The 16,923-nt window shown below is 68.3% G+C and carries 14 protein-coding genes and 1 pseudogene; all 15 read right to left on the reverse strand.

Translation table 11 applies throughout. The features are described 5' to 3' along the window. Positions 1–33 precede the first annotated feature (33 nt). Positions 34–399 (reverse strand): response regulator, encoded by a 366-nt coding sequence (locus tag DL544_RS09650; RefSeq protein ID WP_005409521.1) that lies wholly within the window; start codon positions 397–399, stop codon positions 34–36. Next, a pseudogene (locus DL544_RS09655) lies at positions 396–703 on the reverse strand (STAS domain-containing protein). The gene DL544_RS09650 and the pseudogene DL544_RS09655 overlap by 4 nt, the downstream one beginning before the upstream one ends. A 289-nt stretch (positions 704–992) precedes the next feature. Further along, positions 993–2,246 (reverse strand): chemotaxis protein CheW, encoded by a 1,254-nt coding sequence (locus DL544_RS09660; protein ID WP_139727050.1) that lies wholly within the window; start codon positions 2,244–2,246, stop codon positions 993–995. Further along, positions 2,243–3,025 carry a ParA family protein gene (locus tag DL544_RS09665; protein ID WP_069138615.1) on the reverse strand — a complete coding sequence of 261 codons (783 nt, stop codon included), beginning with the start codon at positions 3,023–3,025 and terminating at the stop codon, positions 2,243–2,245. Before DL544_RS09665 ends, DL544_RS09660 begins: the two co-directional genes overlap by 4 nt. A 4-nt stretch (positions 3,026–3,029) precedes the next feature. After that, on the reverse strand, positions 3,030–4,046 hold the full coding sequence (gene motD / locus DL544_RS09670; protein WP_139727051.1) for a flagellar motor protein MotD: 1,017 nt from the start codon (positions 4,044–4,046) through the stop codon (positions 3,030–3,032). Between the two features lies 1 nt (position 4,047). Further along, positions 4,048–4,788 carry a flagellar motor protein gene (locus tag DL544_RS09675; RefSeq protein ID WP_049413360.1) on the reverse strand — a complete coding sequence of 247 codons (741 nt, stop codon included), beginning with the start codon at positions 4,786–4,788 and terminating at the stop codon, positions 4,048–4,050. Positions 4,789–4,878: 90 nt separating this feature from the next. After that, positions 4,879–6,738: a chemotaxis protein CheA gene (locus tag DL544_RS09680; RefSeq protein ID WP_088497672.1), complete on the reverse strand. Its 1,860-nt coding sequence runs from the start codon at positions 6,736–6,738 to the stop codon at positions 4,879–4,881. A 2-nt stretch (positions 6,739–6,740) separates the two neighbouring features. Beyond that, positions 6,741–7,346 (reverse strand): protein phosphatase CheZ, encoded by a 606-nt coding sequence (locus tag DL544_RS09685; protein WP_006442968.1) that lies wholly within the window; start codon positions 7,344–7,346, stop codon positions 6,741–6,743. After that, a complete protein-coding gene (gene cheY / locus DL544_RS09690) occupies positions 7,346–7,738 on the reverse strand; it encodes a chemotaxis response regulator CheY (RefSeq protein WP_005413247.1) in 393 nt (130 codons plus the stop codon). Before cheY ends, DL544_RS09685 begins: the two co-directional genes overlap by 1 nt. 56 nt (positions 7,739–7,794) lie before the next feature. Then, complete coding sequence (locus tag DL544_RS09695; protein WP_005416423.1) at positions 7,795–8,538, reverse strand: RNA polymerase sigma factor FliA; 744 nt, start codon at positions 8,536–8,538, stop codon at positions 7,795–7,797. Beyond that, positions 8,535–9,422 carry a MinD/ParA family ATP-binding protein gene (locus DL544_RS09700; RefSeq protein ID WP_032959426.1) on the reverse strand — a complete coding sequence of 296 codons (888 nt, stop codon included), beginning with the start codon at positions 9,420–9,422 and terminating at the stop codon, positions 8,535–8,537. The genes DL544_RS09695 and DL544_RS09700 overlap by 4 nt, the downstream gene beginning before the upstream one ends. Next, positions 9,409–11,037 carry a flagellar biosynthesis GTPase FlhF gene (flhF, locus tag DL544_RS09705; protein WP_111200865.1) on the reverse strand — a complete coding sequence of 543 codons (1,629 nt, stop codon included), beginning with the start codon at positions 11,035–11,037 and terminating at the stop codon, positions 9,409–9,411. Before flhF ends, DL544_RS09700 begins: the two co-directional genes overlap by 14 nt. 145 nt (positions 11,038–11,182) lie before the next feature. Continuing rightward, on the reverse strand, positions 11,183–13,243 hold the full coding sequence (flhA, locus tag DL544_RS09710) for a flagellar biosynthesis protein FlhA (RefSeq protein WP_176556943.1): 2,061 nt from the start codon (positions 13,241–13,243) through the stop codon (positions 11,183–11,185). Positions 13,244–13,287: 44 nt separating this feature from the next. Then, on the reverse strand, positions 13,288–14,418 hold the full coding sequence (gene flhB, locus DL544_RS09715; RefSeq protein WP_139727053.1) for a flagellar biosynthesis protein FlhB: 1,131 nt from the start codon (positions 14,416–14,418) through the stop codon (positions 13,288–13,290). Positions 14,419–14,625: 207 nt separating this feature from the next. Further along, entirely contained in the window at positions 14,626–16,758 is a 2,133-nt protein-coding gene (locus DL544_RS09720) for a putative bifunctional diguanylate cyclase/phosphodiesterase (RefSeq protein ID WP_139727054.1), read from the reverse strand. Between the last annotated feature and the right edge of the window lie 165 nt (positions 16,759–16,923).

The following is a 16,923-nucleotide window of genomic DNA, read 5'->3' on the forward strand; positions in this document are numbered from 1 at the left end:
CCGGAAGCGAAGAGGGGGAGCGGCGCCGGGCGATCAGCCCAGCACTTTCTGCACGGTGGCGACCAGCTGTTCGGGATTGAACGGCTTGACCAGCCAGCCGGTGGCACCGGCGGCCTTGCCTTCGGACTTCTTGTCGGCGGCCGATTCGGTGGTCAGCATCAGCAGCGGGGTGAACTTGTAGTCCGGCAGCTGGCGCAGTTCGCGGATCAGCGCGATGCCGTCCATGTTCGGCATGTTGACGTCGGTCACCACCGCATTGAAGCGCTGGCCCTTGGCACGACCGAGCGCGACCGCGCCGTCTTCAGCTTCTTCGACGGCAAAACCGGCCGAGGTGAGGGCGAAGGACACCATCTGGCGCATCGACGCCGAATCGTCCACCACCAAGATACGTGCGCTCATGCAGCGTTCTCCACAGATTTCAGGTTGTCATGGGTTACGTCCAGGCCCAGGGCCTGGGTGACGCCCAGCAGGCGCGCGGCGTCACTGAAGGTTGCAGTGCAACCGTGGAAGCCGGTGCCCAGGCCTGCCTCGCGGCGGGCCTGCACGAACGCACACAGCACCTGCACGGCGGCCGTGTGGATGCGGGCGACCTGGCTGGCATCCAGGGTCAGCTCGCCAGCCTGGTCCACGAGTGGGCGAGGCGGTTCTTGAGCTCGGTAGTGCTCTCGATGCCGAGATCCCCACCCAGTTCGACAGTGCTCATCGTTGCTCCGGACAAACGGTTCCGTGATCCATAACGGCACCCCGGTGGGGTTCTTTAGAAGAATCGACGCGGTACGTCGATGCGGTCGCTGCTTAAAAGGGGACGGAGGGAATTAAGTCGCAATCGACCTGGCTCTACTGCAGCTCCCTCGGCAACGGCGACCGCGCAGTGGGGACGTAAGGTGTTGATCCAACGGATCAACTCCTTGCGTCCCCGACAGGCACCCCTTCGGCGCAAAGCGCCGGGTCAGTCGCGACTTAATCCCCTCCGTCCCCTTTTTCTTGGCGGCTCAGCTCAACAGTCGGGTGGCGTCGAGCAGGATCATCGGCCGCTGGCTGACCCGGGCCACGCCGCGGAACAGGTCGTTTGAGATCTGGCAGATGCGCGCGGTATCGGGCGGTTCGATCTGCGAATCGGTGAGGTTGGCGACATCTTCGACCGCTGACACGCGCAGGCCGATGGTCTCGCCGTCCTCCTCCAGGACCACGATGCGGGTCTGTGCGTCGTCTTCGGCGGCCGCGGCGCCAAGGTGCAGGCCCAGATCCATCACCGGTACCACCTGGCCGCGCAGGTTCATGATGCCGAGCATGGCCGCTGCAGTGCCACGCAGTGGCAGCAGCGGCACCGGCAGCACCACTTCCTGCACCTTCAGCAGTTCCAGCGCATAGGCCTGGGTGCCGCAACGAAGGCGCAGCCAGCGCGAAGTGCGTTCGCCGGCGCGTCGGTTCTGCGGATGCGGGCTGCGAGCCGGTTGGTGGGCCTGCGCCTGCAGCTCCTGCCAGGTGCCGGGACGGTTGCCTGCCGGGGCATCGACGGCGGCGCGCGGCGGCGGAGTGGCGGTGCGCGCGGCCGGGGCTGCAGGTGCAACCGTCGGGGCCACCGGAGCTGCGACCACGGCGGGCGGTGGCGTGGCTACGTCTTCGCCACCGGCGGCCGCCTCGAACGCGGCCTGCAGGCCGGGGCTGTCGGTGTGGGCGAGGCGATGGCTGTCCGCCGGATCGGTCTCGTAGATCACCTCGTCCGGCAGGTCGTCCCAGGTAGGTTCCGGACCGGCTTTTGCAACGACGGCGGGTGCCGGCGCGGTTTCGTGGATGACTTCCTCAGGCAGGTCATCCCAGGTCGGCTCGCGTTCGGAAACCGCTTCTCCCGCCGGACCCGGCCCAGCGCTAGCGGAGGCGGCAGCGCTCTCGAAGGCCGCTTCCAGCACCGCGTCGTCCGGGCTTGGCGCGGCGGCGACGGATTCTGTTTCGTAGATCACCTCGGCGGGCAGGTCATCCCAGGTGGGTTCGCGCGTGGGTGGTGCGGTGCTCTCGAAGGCGGCTTCCAGCGCAGCGCTGTCCCCGCTCGGCGTGGCGGCGATGGTTTCGGTTTCGTAGATCACTTCGGCCGGCAGGTCGTCCCAGGTCGGTTCGCGTTCGGCGACTGCTTCGATCGCCGGGCCTGGCCCGGCGCCTGCGGGCGGCAGAACGGCAGGCGGCGGCGCGACCATCGCCTCGCCCAGCAGTTCGTCCAGGTAGTCGTCGAGGATGCCGGTACTGTTCATGCGGCCTGCTCCAGGGCGCGGGCATCCTCGCCGAGGATCCAGTTCAAGGCGCGCCGGTAGGCGGCCAGGCCACGGCCCGGGTAGTCCTCGCCAGCGCTCGGCAGGGTCAGCCCGGCGGCGTTGCTGATGCGGGTATCGATCGGAATGGCGTCTTCCCACACGCGGTTGCCGTGGCGATCCTGCATGGTGCGCAGCGATTCGTTGCCGGCGCGGGTGCGGCGGTCGAACAGGGTCGGCAGGATCGAGATCGGCAGCGGGCGGCGGCGCGAACGCTCGACCATCTCGCCGGTGCGGACCATGCCATCCAGGCCGTGCAGTGCCAGGGGCTCGGCCTGGGTCGGGATGATCAGGCGATCGGCGGCAGCCAGTGCGTTGATCATCAGCAGGCCGAGGGTGGGTGCGCAGTCCAGCAGGATGTAGTCGTGCTGGCCCTGGTGGCGCGCCAGCGCGTTCTGCAGGGCCAGGCCGAGGCCGGGCTGGTTGGCGCTGCGGCGTTCCAGCGTGGCCAGCGCCGACTGTGCGCAGACGTAGTCCAGGCCATGGATGTTGCTGGCATGGCAGAGGCCGGACAGGTCCGCTGGCGGTGTGCCGAACAGCTCCAGCACGCCGGCCGGCGGCGGGTCCACCGGCACGCCGAAGGCGCGGCTGAGCGAGGCATGCGGATCGAGGTCGATCAGCAGCACGCGATGGCCGAGTGCGGCCAGGCCGCGGCCGAGGGCGAGGGTGGTGGTGGTCTTGCCGACTCCGCCCTTCTGGTTGGCGACTGCCCAGATGCGCATCGGATTACTCCTTCATTGCCGGGGGAACGGCGGCGCCGACGCGGCTGCCAGCCGGCACCGGCGGCAACTTCACCGGTGCGATGGGGGAGGTGGGGGCGCTGGCCGGAGTTGCGGCGGCCTGTTCGGTGACGGTGCTGTCGGTGGCGCCGGTGGCTGCGTTCAGGCGCTGGCCGAGCGGATCCACCGAGTGCGACGTGTCGGCCAGGATGATGACCATCACCCGGCGGTTGCGGTTGCGGCCCTGCGCGCTGTCGTTCTCTTCGCGCGGGCGGAACTGGCCATAGCCGACCATCGCCAGCCGCGACGGCTGCACGCCCTGATCGGCGAACAGGTGCACTACGCTGGCGGCGCGCCCGGCCGACAGTTCCCAGTTCGACGGGAAAGTGGCGGTGGCGATCGGCACGTTGTCGGTGTGGCCTTCCACGCGCACGCTGTTGGGCACGTCGCGCAGCACCTCGGCCAGGCTGGCCAGGGTCTGCCGCGCATGCACGTCCAGCGCGGCCGAGCCGGTAGGGAACAGGATATCGCTGTTGATCTCGACTTCGATCCACAGTTCGGTGCGGCGCACGCTGATCATGCCGCGCTCGATCAGCGGCGCCAGTGCGGCGGTGAGGCGATCGGCAATCGTGTTGAGCTGGCGCTCGGCACGGGCGATCTGCTCCTGGTTGTGCACTGACACCGGCATGCGCATCTGCGAGGCCATCGACGGCAGCAGGGTCGGGTCGTGCGAGGGCGCCGGCGCGGAGGGACCGATCTTGGTGCCGGACTTGATCACCGAGGGGCTGTCCCAGCCGCCGCCCTGCACCTGCTTGTTGCCCACCTGCACCGGGTTGATGGTGCGCGGTGCGCCACCGAAGGCATCGGTCAGCGCGTCGGCCATGATCCGGTACTTGCCCTCGTTCACCGAGGAGATCGCATACATGACCACGAAGAAGGCGAGCAGCAGCGTCATCAGGTCGGCATAGGGGATCGCCCATGCTTCGTGGTTGGCGTGCTCTTCGTGGTGCTTGCGGCGGGCCATGTCAGTGCAGGAAGCCGGAGAGGTTGGTTTCGATGTTGCGCGGGTTCTCGCCCTGGGCGATCGAGATCAGGCCTTCGATGACCATCTCGCGGTCGCGCGTGTTGTGCGAGATCACACTCTTGAGCTTGGCGGCGATCGGCAGGAACAGCAGGTTGGCCGAAGCGATGCCGTAGATGGTGGCGGTGAACGCGGCGGCGATGCCGTGGCCGAGCTTGCTCGGGTCGGCCAGGTTCTTCATCACTGCGATCAGGCCCAGCACGGCACCGATGATGCCCAGCGTCGGTGCATAGATGCCCATTGCTTCGAACACCTTGGCGCCGGCCTGGTCCTGGTGTTCCTGGCTGCCCAGTTCGATTTCCAGCATGTGCCGCATGGATTCGGGCTCGACGCCGTCCACCAGCAGCTGCAGGCCCTTGCGCAGGAACGGGTCCTGCTGTGCTTCCACCTGCGATTCCAAGCCCAGCAGGCCCTGGCGGCGGGCGATGTTGCTCCACTCGACGATCTGCTGGATCAGCTCGCGGCGGTCGCTGTGCGGTGGACGCACGACCCAGCGCACGATGCTGAACGCATGCTTGAACACCGCCGGCGAGGTGTGCAGCAGGATCGCAGCGACGGTGCCGACGATGACGATCACGAACGCCGCAGGCGACCACAGCGACGCCAGGCCGGCGCCCTTGAGGATGCTGCCGCCGACCAGCGAGGCCAGGGCGAGAAAGAGTCCAATGAGGCTGAGTCTATCCATGGATCCGGTATCGGCTTGTATGAATGGGACTTGAGACACCGGTACGGTCTACTGGTGCGACTTCACAGTTTTACGGGTTCAGCAAGCGGGTCAGTCGTGCGGGCTGCGCAGGCCGTCCACATCCAGGATCAGTGCCATGCGACCATCGCCGATCAGGGTTGCACCTGCGTAACCGCGCAGGCCGCGCAGGGCTTTCGGCAGTGGCTTGATGACCACTTCCTCGCGCCCGCGCACCTGGTCCACGACCAAGCCGAAGCGCGCTTCACCGGCCTGCAGCACCACGATCGTCAGCAGGGTCGAGGCGGCCGGCGTCACATCCAGCCACTGGCGCAGATCGACCAGCGGCAGCGTATGCGAACGACGGTCGAGCACGGCGCGGCCATCGAACCAGCCCAGCGAGGTGCGCGGCGCGTGCAGCACTTCCATCACGCGCGCCAGCGGCAGTGCATAGACGTCCTCGCCGGCCTGCACCAGCAGGGTCGGCAGGATCGCCAGGGTGAGCGGCACGCGGATCAGGAAGCGGCTGCCACGGCCCAGCTCGGACTGGATCTGGATCTGGCCACTCAGTTCGCGGATGCGCGACTGCACCACATCCATGCCAACGCCACGGCCGGAGATATCCGTGACCTGCTGCTTGGTCGAGAAGCCAGGCAGGAACACCAGGTGCAGGCACTCCTCGCTGCTCAGGCGGGCGGCAGCTTCCGGATCGATCAGGCCCTTCTCACGCGCCTTCGCGCGCAGCTTCTCCGGATCGATGCCGGCACCGTCGTCCTGCACTTCGATGCTGACGTAGTCGCCTTCCTGCTGGGCCGACAGGCGTACATGGCCCATCCGCGGCTTGCCCTGTGCTTCGCGCAGATCGGGCATTTCCACGCCATGGTCGATGGCGTTGCGGACCAGGTGCACCAGCGGGTCGGCCAGCGCTTCGACCAGGTTGCGGTCGAGCTCGGTCTCGGCACCGATCAGCTCCAGGTCCACTTCCTTCTTCAGCGAGCGGGCAACGTCTCGGGCGACCTTGGGGAAGCGCGAGAAGACCTTGCCCACCGGCTGCATGCGGGTACGCATCACCGCCGACTGCAGGCGCGCGGTGGCGATGTCCAGGGTCGACACGGCGCGGTCCAGTTCCTCGTCGCGCAGGCGCGCACGCAGGGTCTTGAGCCGGTTGCGTGACAGCACCAGTTCGCCGATCAGATTGACGATCGCGTCCAGGCGCTTGGTGTCCACGCGCACGGTATGTTCGGCTTCGGCCAGCGGCTTGGCGGCCGGCTTGGTCGCCGCTGCAGTTGCCGGTGCGGCCGGTGCGGCCAGTGGGCGTGGTGCCGCGATCGGTGCGGGCGCTACCGCAGCGATGGGCTTGGCGCCGGGTGCGGCGCCACCGTGCAGCTGGTCGAGCAGGGCTTCGAACTCGTCTTCGCTGATCAGGCCGTCGTCAGCCTTCTTTGCCGGCGCGACCGCAGTCGGCGCGTTACCACCGTGCAGCTGGTCGAGCAGGGCCTCGAATTCGTCGTCGGTGATCAGGTCGCCGCTACCGGCCGCCGCTACGGCGGTCGGGGCGGCCGGCGCGGTGGCGCCTCCGTGCATGTCGAACTGGGCGATCAGCTCCGGCGGCGCATAGCCCGGCTCGGTGCCGGAGGAAACTGCATCCAGCATCGCTTGCAGGTAGTCCAGCGATTGCTGGGCGGCATCGAAGTGATGGGCCTGCAGCACGGCCTGGCCCGCGCGCGCGATTCCCAGCGCTTCTTCGGCGGCGTGGCACAACTCGACCATGGCGGTGACGCCGAGGAAGCCGGCGCCGCCCTTGAGCGTGTGGTAGCCCCGGAACACCGCGTTGAGCTGCTCGGTGTCCTGTGGTGCCTGCTCCAGCGACACCAGCTGTTCGCCCAGGCGATCCAGGATTTCCTGCGCCTCGATGATGAAATCGGCAGTGATGTCGTCGGATACCGCGCTCATGCTTACAGCCCCAGGTCCGACAGCAGGTCGTCGGCGTCGTTCTGCGAGACCGCGTGGCGGTCCAGTCCCTTCAGTGCCGGCCCGGCCAGTTCCGGATCGGTGCGATGCTGTTCCGGCGGCAGGCCGAGCGCGCCGAAGCCCTCATGCACACGGCGGACGATGCCGACCACGCGACGGATGATCTGCCCCGTCAGGTCCTGGTAGCTCTGGGTCAGGGCGATCTCGGTCAGGTTGTGGCGGATGCGCTCGAGCTGCGCGTCCTGGCCTGGCTGCAGGCCTTCGGCACGCAGCTGTTCGGTCAGGCTGCGGCATTCCTCGGCCAGGTCCAGGGTACGGTGGGTGGCCTGTTCGGTCATTGCCACCACGTGGTCCAGGCGCGCGCAGGCGTCATCCAGCTCACCGGCCTCGCTGGGCACGGTCGGCAGTTCACCCAGCGCCTGTCCCAGCTCGCGGGCCAGCCGCGACAGGCCGCTCATCATCGGCTGCGTGCGCAGCGCGACCAGTCCGTCGATGCGTTGCCGCCAGGCAGCTTCGTCACCGGACTCCAGTGCGTCCAAGGCTTCCTGCAGGCGCAGGGCGAGGGCGTTCTTGTCGACCGTGGTATCCATCAGGCGCTGGCCGCCAGGCGTTCAAAGATCTTGCCGAGCTTTTCTTCCAGCGTCTGCGCGGTGAACGGCTTGATGATGTAGCCGTTCACGCCGTTCTGGGCGGCTTCGATGATCTGCTCGCGCTTGGCTTCGGCGGTGACCATCAGCACCGGCAGGGTCTTCAGCTTGGCGTCGGCACGGATCGCCTTGAGCAGCTCGATGCCGGTCATGACCGGCATGTTCCAGTCGGTGACCACGAAATCGAACGGCTGGCTCTGCAGCAGCGACAGCGCGGCATGCCCGTCCTCGGCTTCGGCGGTGTTGGTGAAGCCCAGATCGCCCAGCAGGTTCTTGACGATGCGACGCATGGTCGAGAAGTCGTCGACGATCAGGATGCGCATGTTCTTGTTCAAAGCAGAGTTCCTTTGTTGTTCATTCCGGGCGGCCGGGGGCAGCTGCCTCGGGATGTTCATTCTTCGAGGCCGGCGTCGACAGCCTCGAATACCTTCAGCCGGCCGCGCAGGCGCAGCACGGCCTGGCCGTGGATCTGGCAGACCCGCGACTCGCTCACGCCGAGCACCGCGCCGATCTCCTTCAGATTGAGTTCCTGCTCGTAGTAGAGCGAGAGCACCAGCTGTTCGCGCTCGGGCAGATGGCCGATGGCCTTGCCCAGCTCGCGGCCGAACTCGCTGCGCTCCAGCACCTGCTGCGGGGTCGGGCCACCCTGGGCGACCGTGTCCAGCTCGCCCTGGTCCTCAATGCGCGACTCCAGGCTCAGCACCTGGCCACGCGCAGCGTCTTCCATCAGGCGCAGGTACTCGGGCAGTGGCATCTCCATCGCGGCGGCCACTTCGGTGGCGCTGGCGGCGCGGCCGCTGCTCTGTTCCAGGCGGCGGATGGTGGCCGCAGCATCGCGTGCACGGCGGTGCACCGAGCGCGGCACCCAGTCGCCACGGCGGATCTCGTCGATCATCGAGCCACGGATACGGATCGAGGCATAGGTCTCGAACGAGGCGCCCTGGTCGGCGTCGTAGCTGCGCGAAGCCTCGATCAGGCCCATCATGCCCGCCTGGATCAGGTCGTCGACTTCGACGCTGGCCGGCAGGCGCGCGGCCAGATGGTGGGCGATGCGCCGCACCAGGTCCGAGTGCTGGGCGATGACCTCGTTGGCCGCCGAGCGCTGGACTTCCCTGTACTGGGCCGCGCCTTTCATGCCGCCACCCCGCGCTGCTTGAGAATGCGTTCGAGGAAGAACTCGACGCCGCCGCGTGGTTCGGTGGGCGCCTGCCAGCGGGCCGTGCGGCGCGCGATCTCGGTGATCGCCAGTGCGGACGGGCTGGACGGGTAGGCCTTCACCACCGGCTGCTGGCGCTGCACCGACAGGCGCAGCCAGTCATCCTGCGGCACGCAGCCCAGGTAGTTCAGCGAGACATCGGCGAGGAACTTCTCGCAGACGCGGGTCAGCTTCTCGTACAGCACGCGGCCCTCGTTGGGGTCGCGCACCATGTTGGCCACCACCTGGACGCGGTCCACGCCACGTTCGCGCGAGAGCACCTTGATCAGCGCGTAGGCGTCGGTGATCGACGCCGGCTCGTCACAGACCACCACCACGGTGTCCTGCGCGGCCTGGCAGAAGGTCAGCACGCCGTCGGTGATGCCCGCGGCGGTGTCCACCACCATGATGTCCAGCTCGCGTTCCAGCTCGGAGAACACGTTGACCAGGCCGACGTGCTCGGCCGGGGCCAGCTCGGCCATGTGCCGGCGGCCGGACGCGGCCGGGACCACCAGCACGCCGTTCGGGCCTTCGACGATGACGTCGTCCAGCGAGCAGCGGCCGGCAACCAGGTCGGCCAGCGTAAAGGTGGGGTTCAAGCCCAGGATCACGTCGATGTTGGCCAGGCCGAGGTCGGCGTCCAGCAGTAGCGTGCGCTTGCCCATGCCGGCCAGCGCCACGGCCAGGTTGGCCGACACGTTGGTCTTGCCCACGCCGCCCTTGCCGCCGGTCACGGCGATGGTGCGCACAGGGCCGAGCGGCTCGCTGCGGGTGGCCGACAGCGGGAAGGTCTTGGTCAGCTTGGCGTACTCACGCGACGGCATGGTTCAACTCCGGGTTGCAGGGCATATCGGCCGCTCGGCGCAAATCTTCAAGGCGAAGTACGAGATTGGCCGCACTGGCCCGGTGCAGGTCGTCCGGAACGTCCTGGCCGTCGGTCACCCAGGTGATCGGCAGGGCGTGGTCCACGGCCACCGACAGGGCGTTGCCGAAGCGGCCGGTTTCGTCCAGCTTGCTCAGCACCAGGCCCTGCAGGTTGGCGGCACCGAAGCGGCGGACCACCTCGTCCATGTCGCCGAAGCTGGTGTTGGCCGGCAGCACCAGCAGGGTGCGCACCTGGCGCGCGGCGCGCAGCCACTGCAGCTGGGCGGCCAGCGCGCGGTCGCGCGGGCCCAGTCCGGCGGTGTCGATCAGTACCAGCTTGTAGTCCTTCAGGCGTTCCAGCAGCTGGTCCAGGTCGGTGCCGCTGTTGGCCTCGTGCACGGCGATGCCGAGCTGCCGGCCGTAGCCATACAGCTGCTCGCGGGCGCCGATGCGGGTGGTGTCAGTGGTGACCAGAGCCACGTCACGCGGCGCGTGCTTCTCGGCGAACCGCGAGGCCAGCTTGGCGATGGTGGTGGTCTTGCCGGCGCCGGTCGGGCCCACCAGCGCGATCACGCCGCCTTCCTCCAGCGGGTCGACCGGGGCGATCGGCAGCTTGCGCGAGATCAGCCCCAGCATCAGGCCGCGGCCTCGGTGCGCCTCGGTCTCCAGCGGAATCTGCATGGCGACGTCGCGGGCCAGGCCAGCATCGAAGCCGTACTCGTCCATCAGGTCCAGCGCGGTGGCGCGCACCGGGCAGCCGCGCAGGCGCTCGTCGGTGAAGCGATTCATTTCGCGCTCGATGACCTGGCGCATGCCGGCCACTTCCTGGCGCAGCTGGCGGATCTCGGCGTCGTCCTGGGCGACCACGGTCAGCACCGGGGCTGGGGCGAACGTCGGCGTCGGCGCGGCTTCGACGGTGGCATCGGCCAACGCCGGTTCGCTGACGGCGACCTCCGGCTGCGTTTCAGACAGGGCTGCGGTCGGCAGCGGTGGCGGCTGCACCGCCGGCGCCACGCTTTCGTGATGCGCCTCGTGCGGCGGATCGATCTGGAAACGGGCGCGGTTGGCCGGCGCGGCGACGGCCGGTGCCGGTGCCGGTGCAATGATGGCCTCGGCGAACGGGGCGAAGATCTGGTCCGGCAGTGCCGGTTCATTGACGGCGGCGCGTGCCAGCGTGGCGGCGAAGCCGGTGCTGCCGCGGGTTGGCACGATCTCGTCGGCGCTGTCGAGGGTGCGGCCGGTAGCGCCCACTGCTGCACGGGCGAGGGCGGCCACCGCCGAGGTGGTGGCGGCAACCGGTTCCGGTGCCGGGGTACTGCTGCGGCGGCGGGTGACGGCGGCGATCACCGCGTCGGCGGCGGTGCGCGGCTTGGGTGCCGGCGGCGGTGCAACGTCGCGGCGCGAGGCTTCCAGCGCACGCTGCACCGCGCTCTCGTCGTAGTTGGCGGCGGCGACGATCTCGATGCCTTCCTCGATCCGGCGGTTGGACAGGATCACGGCGTCAGGACCATGCTCCTTGCGCACCAGGTTCATGGCCGAGCGCATGTCGGCGGCGACGAATCGTTTGATTTTCATGCTGTGGTCACGAGGCGAAGACGGCGGGGTGGCGGTCGGGGAACTCGGGTGGTCGGTGGTCTGCACGGTGCGGGTTCCCCTTGGTGTCTGTCTGTTGCGTTGGTTCGAAAGTGGTGTCTGTTTTCTGGCGCATCGGCGGGCGGCGTCAGCTGATCGTTCCGACCAGCTTCAGGCGCTTGTCCTCCGGCACCTCGCTGTAGGCCAGGACCGACAGCGAAGGAACGCTGTGGCGGACCAGGCGGGCCAGCGCGGCGCGCACCGGGCCAGGTACCAGCACGACCGCGGGCTCGTTGCGGGCTTCCTGCTTGCTGACACATTCGGCCAGGCTCTGGTGCAGTCGCTCAGCGAGTCCGGGTTCCAGCGCGGCGCCGTTGCCCTGCGTGGACTCCTGCAAGACACGTTCCAATTGCGGGTTGAGGGTGAACACCGGCAGCTCCGCCGACATTCCGGCGATCTCCTGCACGATGAAGCGGCCCAGTGCGGTGCGCACCGCGGCGGTCAGCACGGCCGGGTCCTGGCTGCTGGGCGCATGTTCGACCAGTGCCTCGGCGATCTTGCGCAGCTGGCGGATCGGAATGCGCTCGACCAGCAGGTTCTGCAGCACGCGCACCACCGCCGACAGCGGCAGCGCCTTCGGCGTCAGATCTTCGACGAGCTTGGGTGCGCTCTTGGCCAGGTTGGCCAGCAGGTGCTGCACTTCCTCATGGCCGAGCAGCTCGGGTGCGTGTTCGCGGATCAGGTGCGACAGATGGGTGGCGACCACGGTGGCCGGGTCGACCACCGTGTAGCCCAGCGTTTCGGCCTGGGCGCGCTGGTGCGGCTGGATCCAGGTGGCATCCAGGCCGAACGCGGGATCCTTGCCGGCAATGCCCTCCAGTGCGCCGAGCGCGCTGCCCGGATCCAAGGCCAGCTCGCGGTCGGGGTGGATCTCGGCGGTGGCCACCGGCACGCCATGCACCAGCACGCGGTAGCCGTTGGCCGGCAGTTCCAGGTTGTCGCGGATGTGCACCGAGGGAATCAGGAAGCCGACATCCTGGGTCAGCTTGCGGCGCACGCCCTTGATGCGCGCCATCAGTTCGCCGCCCTGGTTGCTGTCCACCAGCGGAATCAGCCGGTAGCCGACCTCCAGGCCCAGCGGATCGACCGGGCGCAGCTCGTCCCAGCTCAGTTCGGCAGTGGGGGCCGCGACGGCCGGGCGCCCGAGCGCAGTGAGCGCGGCAGCATCGGTGCCACTGCCTGTTGCATCGGCAGCCGGTGCCTTGGTCTTGCGATACAGCTTCCAGGCGATGAAGCCAAGGATCGAGGCCAGCGTCAGGAAAGCGACGTTGGGCATGCCCGGCACCAGGCCAACGACGCCGATGATGCCGGCGGTGATCGCCAGCGCGCGGTACTGGCCGAACACCTGCCCGGTCATGGCCTGGGCCATGTCCTGCGAGCGCGAGGCGCGGGTGACCAGCATCGCCACCGCGCTGGACACCAGCAGTGCCGGCAGCTGCGCCACCAGGCCGTCACCGATGGAGAGCAGGGTGTAGGTGGCAGCGGCGTCGCCGAACGGCATGCCATGCTGCAGCACGCCCACGGCCAGGCCGCCGAGCATGTTGATGAACAGGATCAGGATGCCGGCGATGGCGTCGCCGCGGATGAACTTGCTGGCACCGTCCATTGCACCGTAGAAGTCGGCTTCCTCGCGGACTTCCTCGCGGCGCAGCTTGGCTTCCTCGCGCGTCAGCAAACCGGCGTTGAGGTCGGCGTCGATCGCCATCTGCTTGCCGGGCATCGCGTCCAGGATGAAGCGCGCGGTCACTTCCGAGACGCGGCCGGCGCCCTTGGTGATGACCACGAAATTGATGATGGTCAGGATCGCGAACACCACGATGCCGACCGCATAGTTGCCGCCGATCACGAATTCACCGAAGGCGGCGATGACCTTGCCTGCGGCATCGTGGCCGTTCTGGCCGTTGAGCAGGATCACGCGGGTGGAGGCCACGTTCAGCGCCAGCCGCAGCATGGTGGTGATCAGCAGCACGATCGGGAAGATGGTGAAGTCCAGCGGGCGCTTCACGTAGACCACCGCCAGCAGCACCATCAGCGAGATGGCGATGTTGAAGGTGAACAGCGCATCAAGGACTGGCGCGGCCAGCGGCACCACGACCATGGCCAGCAGGGCCAGCACGATCAGCGGCGCGCCAAGGCCCTGGCGGATCATTTCCAGGGCACGGCGGGTGTTGAATCCGGTGGCGGGCTGGGCGCTCACGGGCGGCCTCCCTTGCCGAATTCATCCACCTGGATGTGCGGGGCGTCCGGCATCGGGCCAGTGCGCCAGGCGCGCAGCTGGTAGACGTAGGACAGGACCTGGGCGACGGCCGAATACAGTCTCACGGGGATTTCCTTTCCGAGTTGGCCTTCCCGATACAAGGCGCGTGCCAAAGGCGGGGCAGAGACGATCGCGACCTTGTTGCCGTCGGCCACTTCACGGATGCGCAGGGCGGTCTCGTCCACGCCCAGCGCGACCACGGTGGGGGCGTTCATGGCGCCGCCCTCGTACTTCAGGGCCACCGCGTAGTGGGTGGGGTTGACCACCACCACGTCCGCCGTGGGTACCGCCTCCATCATCCGGCGGTTGGCCATCTGCTGCTGCAGCTGGCGGATACGGCCCTTCACCTCTGGGCTGCCTTCGCTTTCCTTCATTTCCCGGCGCAGCTCTTCACGGGTCATCTTCAGCTTGCGCATCCAGTTCCAGCGCTGGTACGGGGCATCGATGGCGGCCAGCACCAGCATGGCGCCGGCGGTGGCCAGCAGCAGGCGCAGGGTGAAGCCGAGGCCGTCGGTGATGGCGGTCTCCAGCGGGTGGTGGATCAGCCCGCGCAGGGTGTCGAAGCCGGACCACACCACCATCCCGGCAGCGACACCGACGAAGGCCACGCGCAGCAGCGATTTGGTGAACTCGGCGATGGCTTCCGGGCCATACAGGCGCTTGAACCCGCTCATCGGGTTCATGCGGTTGATGTCGGGCAGCAACGCCTTCTGCGACCAGCGCAGGCCGCCCATCACCAGCGGGGCGACGAAGCTGGCCAGCAGGCAGACCAGCACCAGCGGTGCGATCACCAGCATGAACTGCAGCAGCAGATCACCGAAGTGGCCGAACAGTGCCTTCGGGTTCTGCCGCAGGCTCTGCTCGGGGCTGAGCGCCTGCTTCATCCAGGCGCTGGCGCCGCGTCCGATCGAGCCGCTCATGGCCATCACCGCCAGCACGCCGGCGCCGAACACGGCGGCCGTGCCCAGTTCGCGCGAGCGCGGCAGGTTGCCCTGTTCACGGGCGTCGCGCAGGCGTTTTTCGGTCGGTTGTTCGGTCTTTTCGCCGGCGGATTCGTTCTCGGACATCACGGGTACTGCGGCAGGGGTTGCCGGAGGGCGTGCAAGAACTGTTCCACGCATGGCGTGGATCCACCGACGACCCTTTTGTAGAGCCGAGCCCACGCTCGGCTGCGGTTGGGTGCAGGCGCGAAGCGCAGCCGAGCGTGGGCTCGGCTCTACAGGAGGGTGCCGCAGGAATCGTTCCGTGATGGCAGGTGGTCGCGCTGCCCGGCGCTATCCGGGCGGGTGTTGTTGCGGCGGGCTCTGCGCCAGCTCCACCCGCGGCCGGGGCAGGTCGTGCAGCTGCATGAAGCGCGCCGCGTCGACCGGGCGGCCGAGCAGGTAGCCCTGCAGGAAGTCGCAGCCCAGGCGCTCCAGGTAGGCGCGCTGCGCGGCGGTTTCCACGCCTTCGGCGACGATGTCCATGTCCAGTGCATGGCCCAGCGCCACGATCGCCGAGACGATCACCACGTCCTCCGCACTGTGCTCCAGGTCACGCACGAAGGCGTGGTCGATCTTGATCTCCGTGGCGGGCAGCCGCTTCAGGTACAGCAGGCTGGAATACCCAGTTCCGAAATCATCGATGGAGATGCCCACGCCCAGCGCAGACAGCGCCTGCAGCAGGCGAAGGCTGGCATCGGTATCGCGCATGACCGTGCTTTCGGTGATCTCCAGCACCAGGTGGCGCGGGGCAATGTCGTAGCGTTCGATCACTTCACGCACATCCTGCAGCAGGTGCGGCGAACTGAACTGCACCGGCGACAGGTTCACCGACATCGACCAGCCTTCATGCCCGGCGTCGCGCCAGCGCCGCAGCTGCTGGCAGGCCTGGTCCAGTGCCCAGCGACCGATCTCGTTGATCGCGCCGCTGCGTTCGGCCAGGCGGATGAAGCGGTCCGGTGGGATCAGCCCGTGCTCCGGGTGCTTCCAGCGGATCAGCGCTTCGGCACCGGCCACCTTCTGGGTGGCCACGCGGATCTTCGGCTGATAGTGCAGGAACAGCTGCTCGCTGCCGATCGCACGGCGCAGGTCGGCCAGCAGCCGGAACTGCTGCTCGGCACTGTCGTTCATCCAGTCGGCGAACAGCACGAAGGCGTTGCGTCCGGATTCCTTGGCCTGGTACATCGCCGCGTCGGCGAAGGCCATCAACTGGCGCTCGCTGGCAGCGTGGTCGGGGCAGATCGCCACGCCGATGCTGGCAGTCACCTGCAGTTCGTTGTCCGGCAGCAACGGGCCGCTGCCCACCGCCTGCAGGATGCGCCGGGCGAGGGTGGGCAGGTCCTCGTCGTGCTCGATGCGCATCACCAGCACGAATTCGTCGCCGCCCAGACGGGCCAGCATATCGTTGGGCCGGAGCAGCTGGCGGGTACGCTCGGCCACCGCCACCAGCAGTGCGTCGCCGGCCTGATGGCCGTAGGCATCATTGACCTGCTTGAATCCGTCCAGGTCCATGAACATTACCGCAAATCGGCTGCCGCCCTGTTCGGCTTCTGCCAGCGCCTGCACGATGCGCCGCTGCAGCAGCAGGCGGTTCGGCAGGCGGGTCAGCGGGTCGTGCAGCGCGGCCTGGGTCAGTTCCTGCTGGGCATCGGTCAACGAGGTGCTCAGCATCGAGTTGCGCAGCCGCAGCAGCTGCGCCTCCACCCGCTGGTCCAGCCACGAGACCACCAGCACCACCGCCAGGATCGCAACCGTCAGCACCACCACCAGCATCGCCAGCCACTCGCTCTGCAGGCCATCGCCGACCGCCGCGCCGCAGATGCTGCCTTCCGGGAAACGCGCGGCGGCCATGCCGGTGTAGTGCATGCCGACGATGGCCAGGCCGAGCAGGCCCGCGGCTGCCAACCGGTCACCGACGCGGGTGCGCTGCGCGCGCAGGCGGAACGCAACGTAGAGCGCGGTCCACGACGCGGCCACCGCCACCACCAGGGAGAGCAGCAGCCAGCCCGGGTCGTAGTCGATCCCGGGCTGCATGCGCATCGCTGCCATGCCGACGTAGTGCATGCCGGCAATGCCGGTGCCCATCAGCAGGGCACCGCCGGCCAATCGCGGATGGGGCAAGGTGCGCAGCGAGACCAGCCACAGTGCGAACACCGACGAGGCGATCGCCAGGGCCAGCGAGAGCAGGGTGATGGGCAGGTCGTAGCCCAGTGCAATGGGCAGATCGAACGCCAGCATGCCGATGAAGTGCATCGACCAGATGCCCAGGCCCATGGCGAATCCGCCCCCCAGGCGCCACCACCAGGCGGCTGCCCGGCCCGGGGCGGTGACCGTGCGCCCGGCCATGGCCAGCGCTGTGTACGACGCCATCACGGCGACCAGCAGTGAGATCGCCACCAGCCACGGGTTGTACGTGCCTACCAGCATTCGTCAGTCTCCCGGACCTGCCTGTCGACGGAAACCACGGTGGGGCATGCATGAGGCAGGCCAACGCGAACGGGCGTCGGCCAGGTGCGGCATCCCCCCGGTTGCCGCGCATTCACTCTAACGCGCAGACCCGGGGGGACTTCAAGCGGCAATCCGTGAAATTGC

Source organism: Stenotrophomonas sp. pho, assembly GCF_006228405.1.
Classification (GTDB): domain Bacteria; phylum Pseudomonadota; class Gammaproteobacteria; order Xanthomonadales; family Xanthomonadaceae; genus Stenotrophomonas; species Stenotrophomonas sepilia.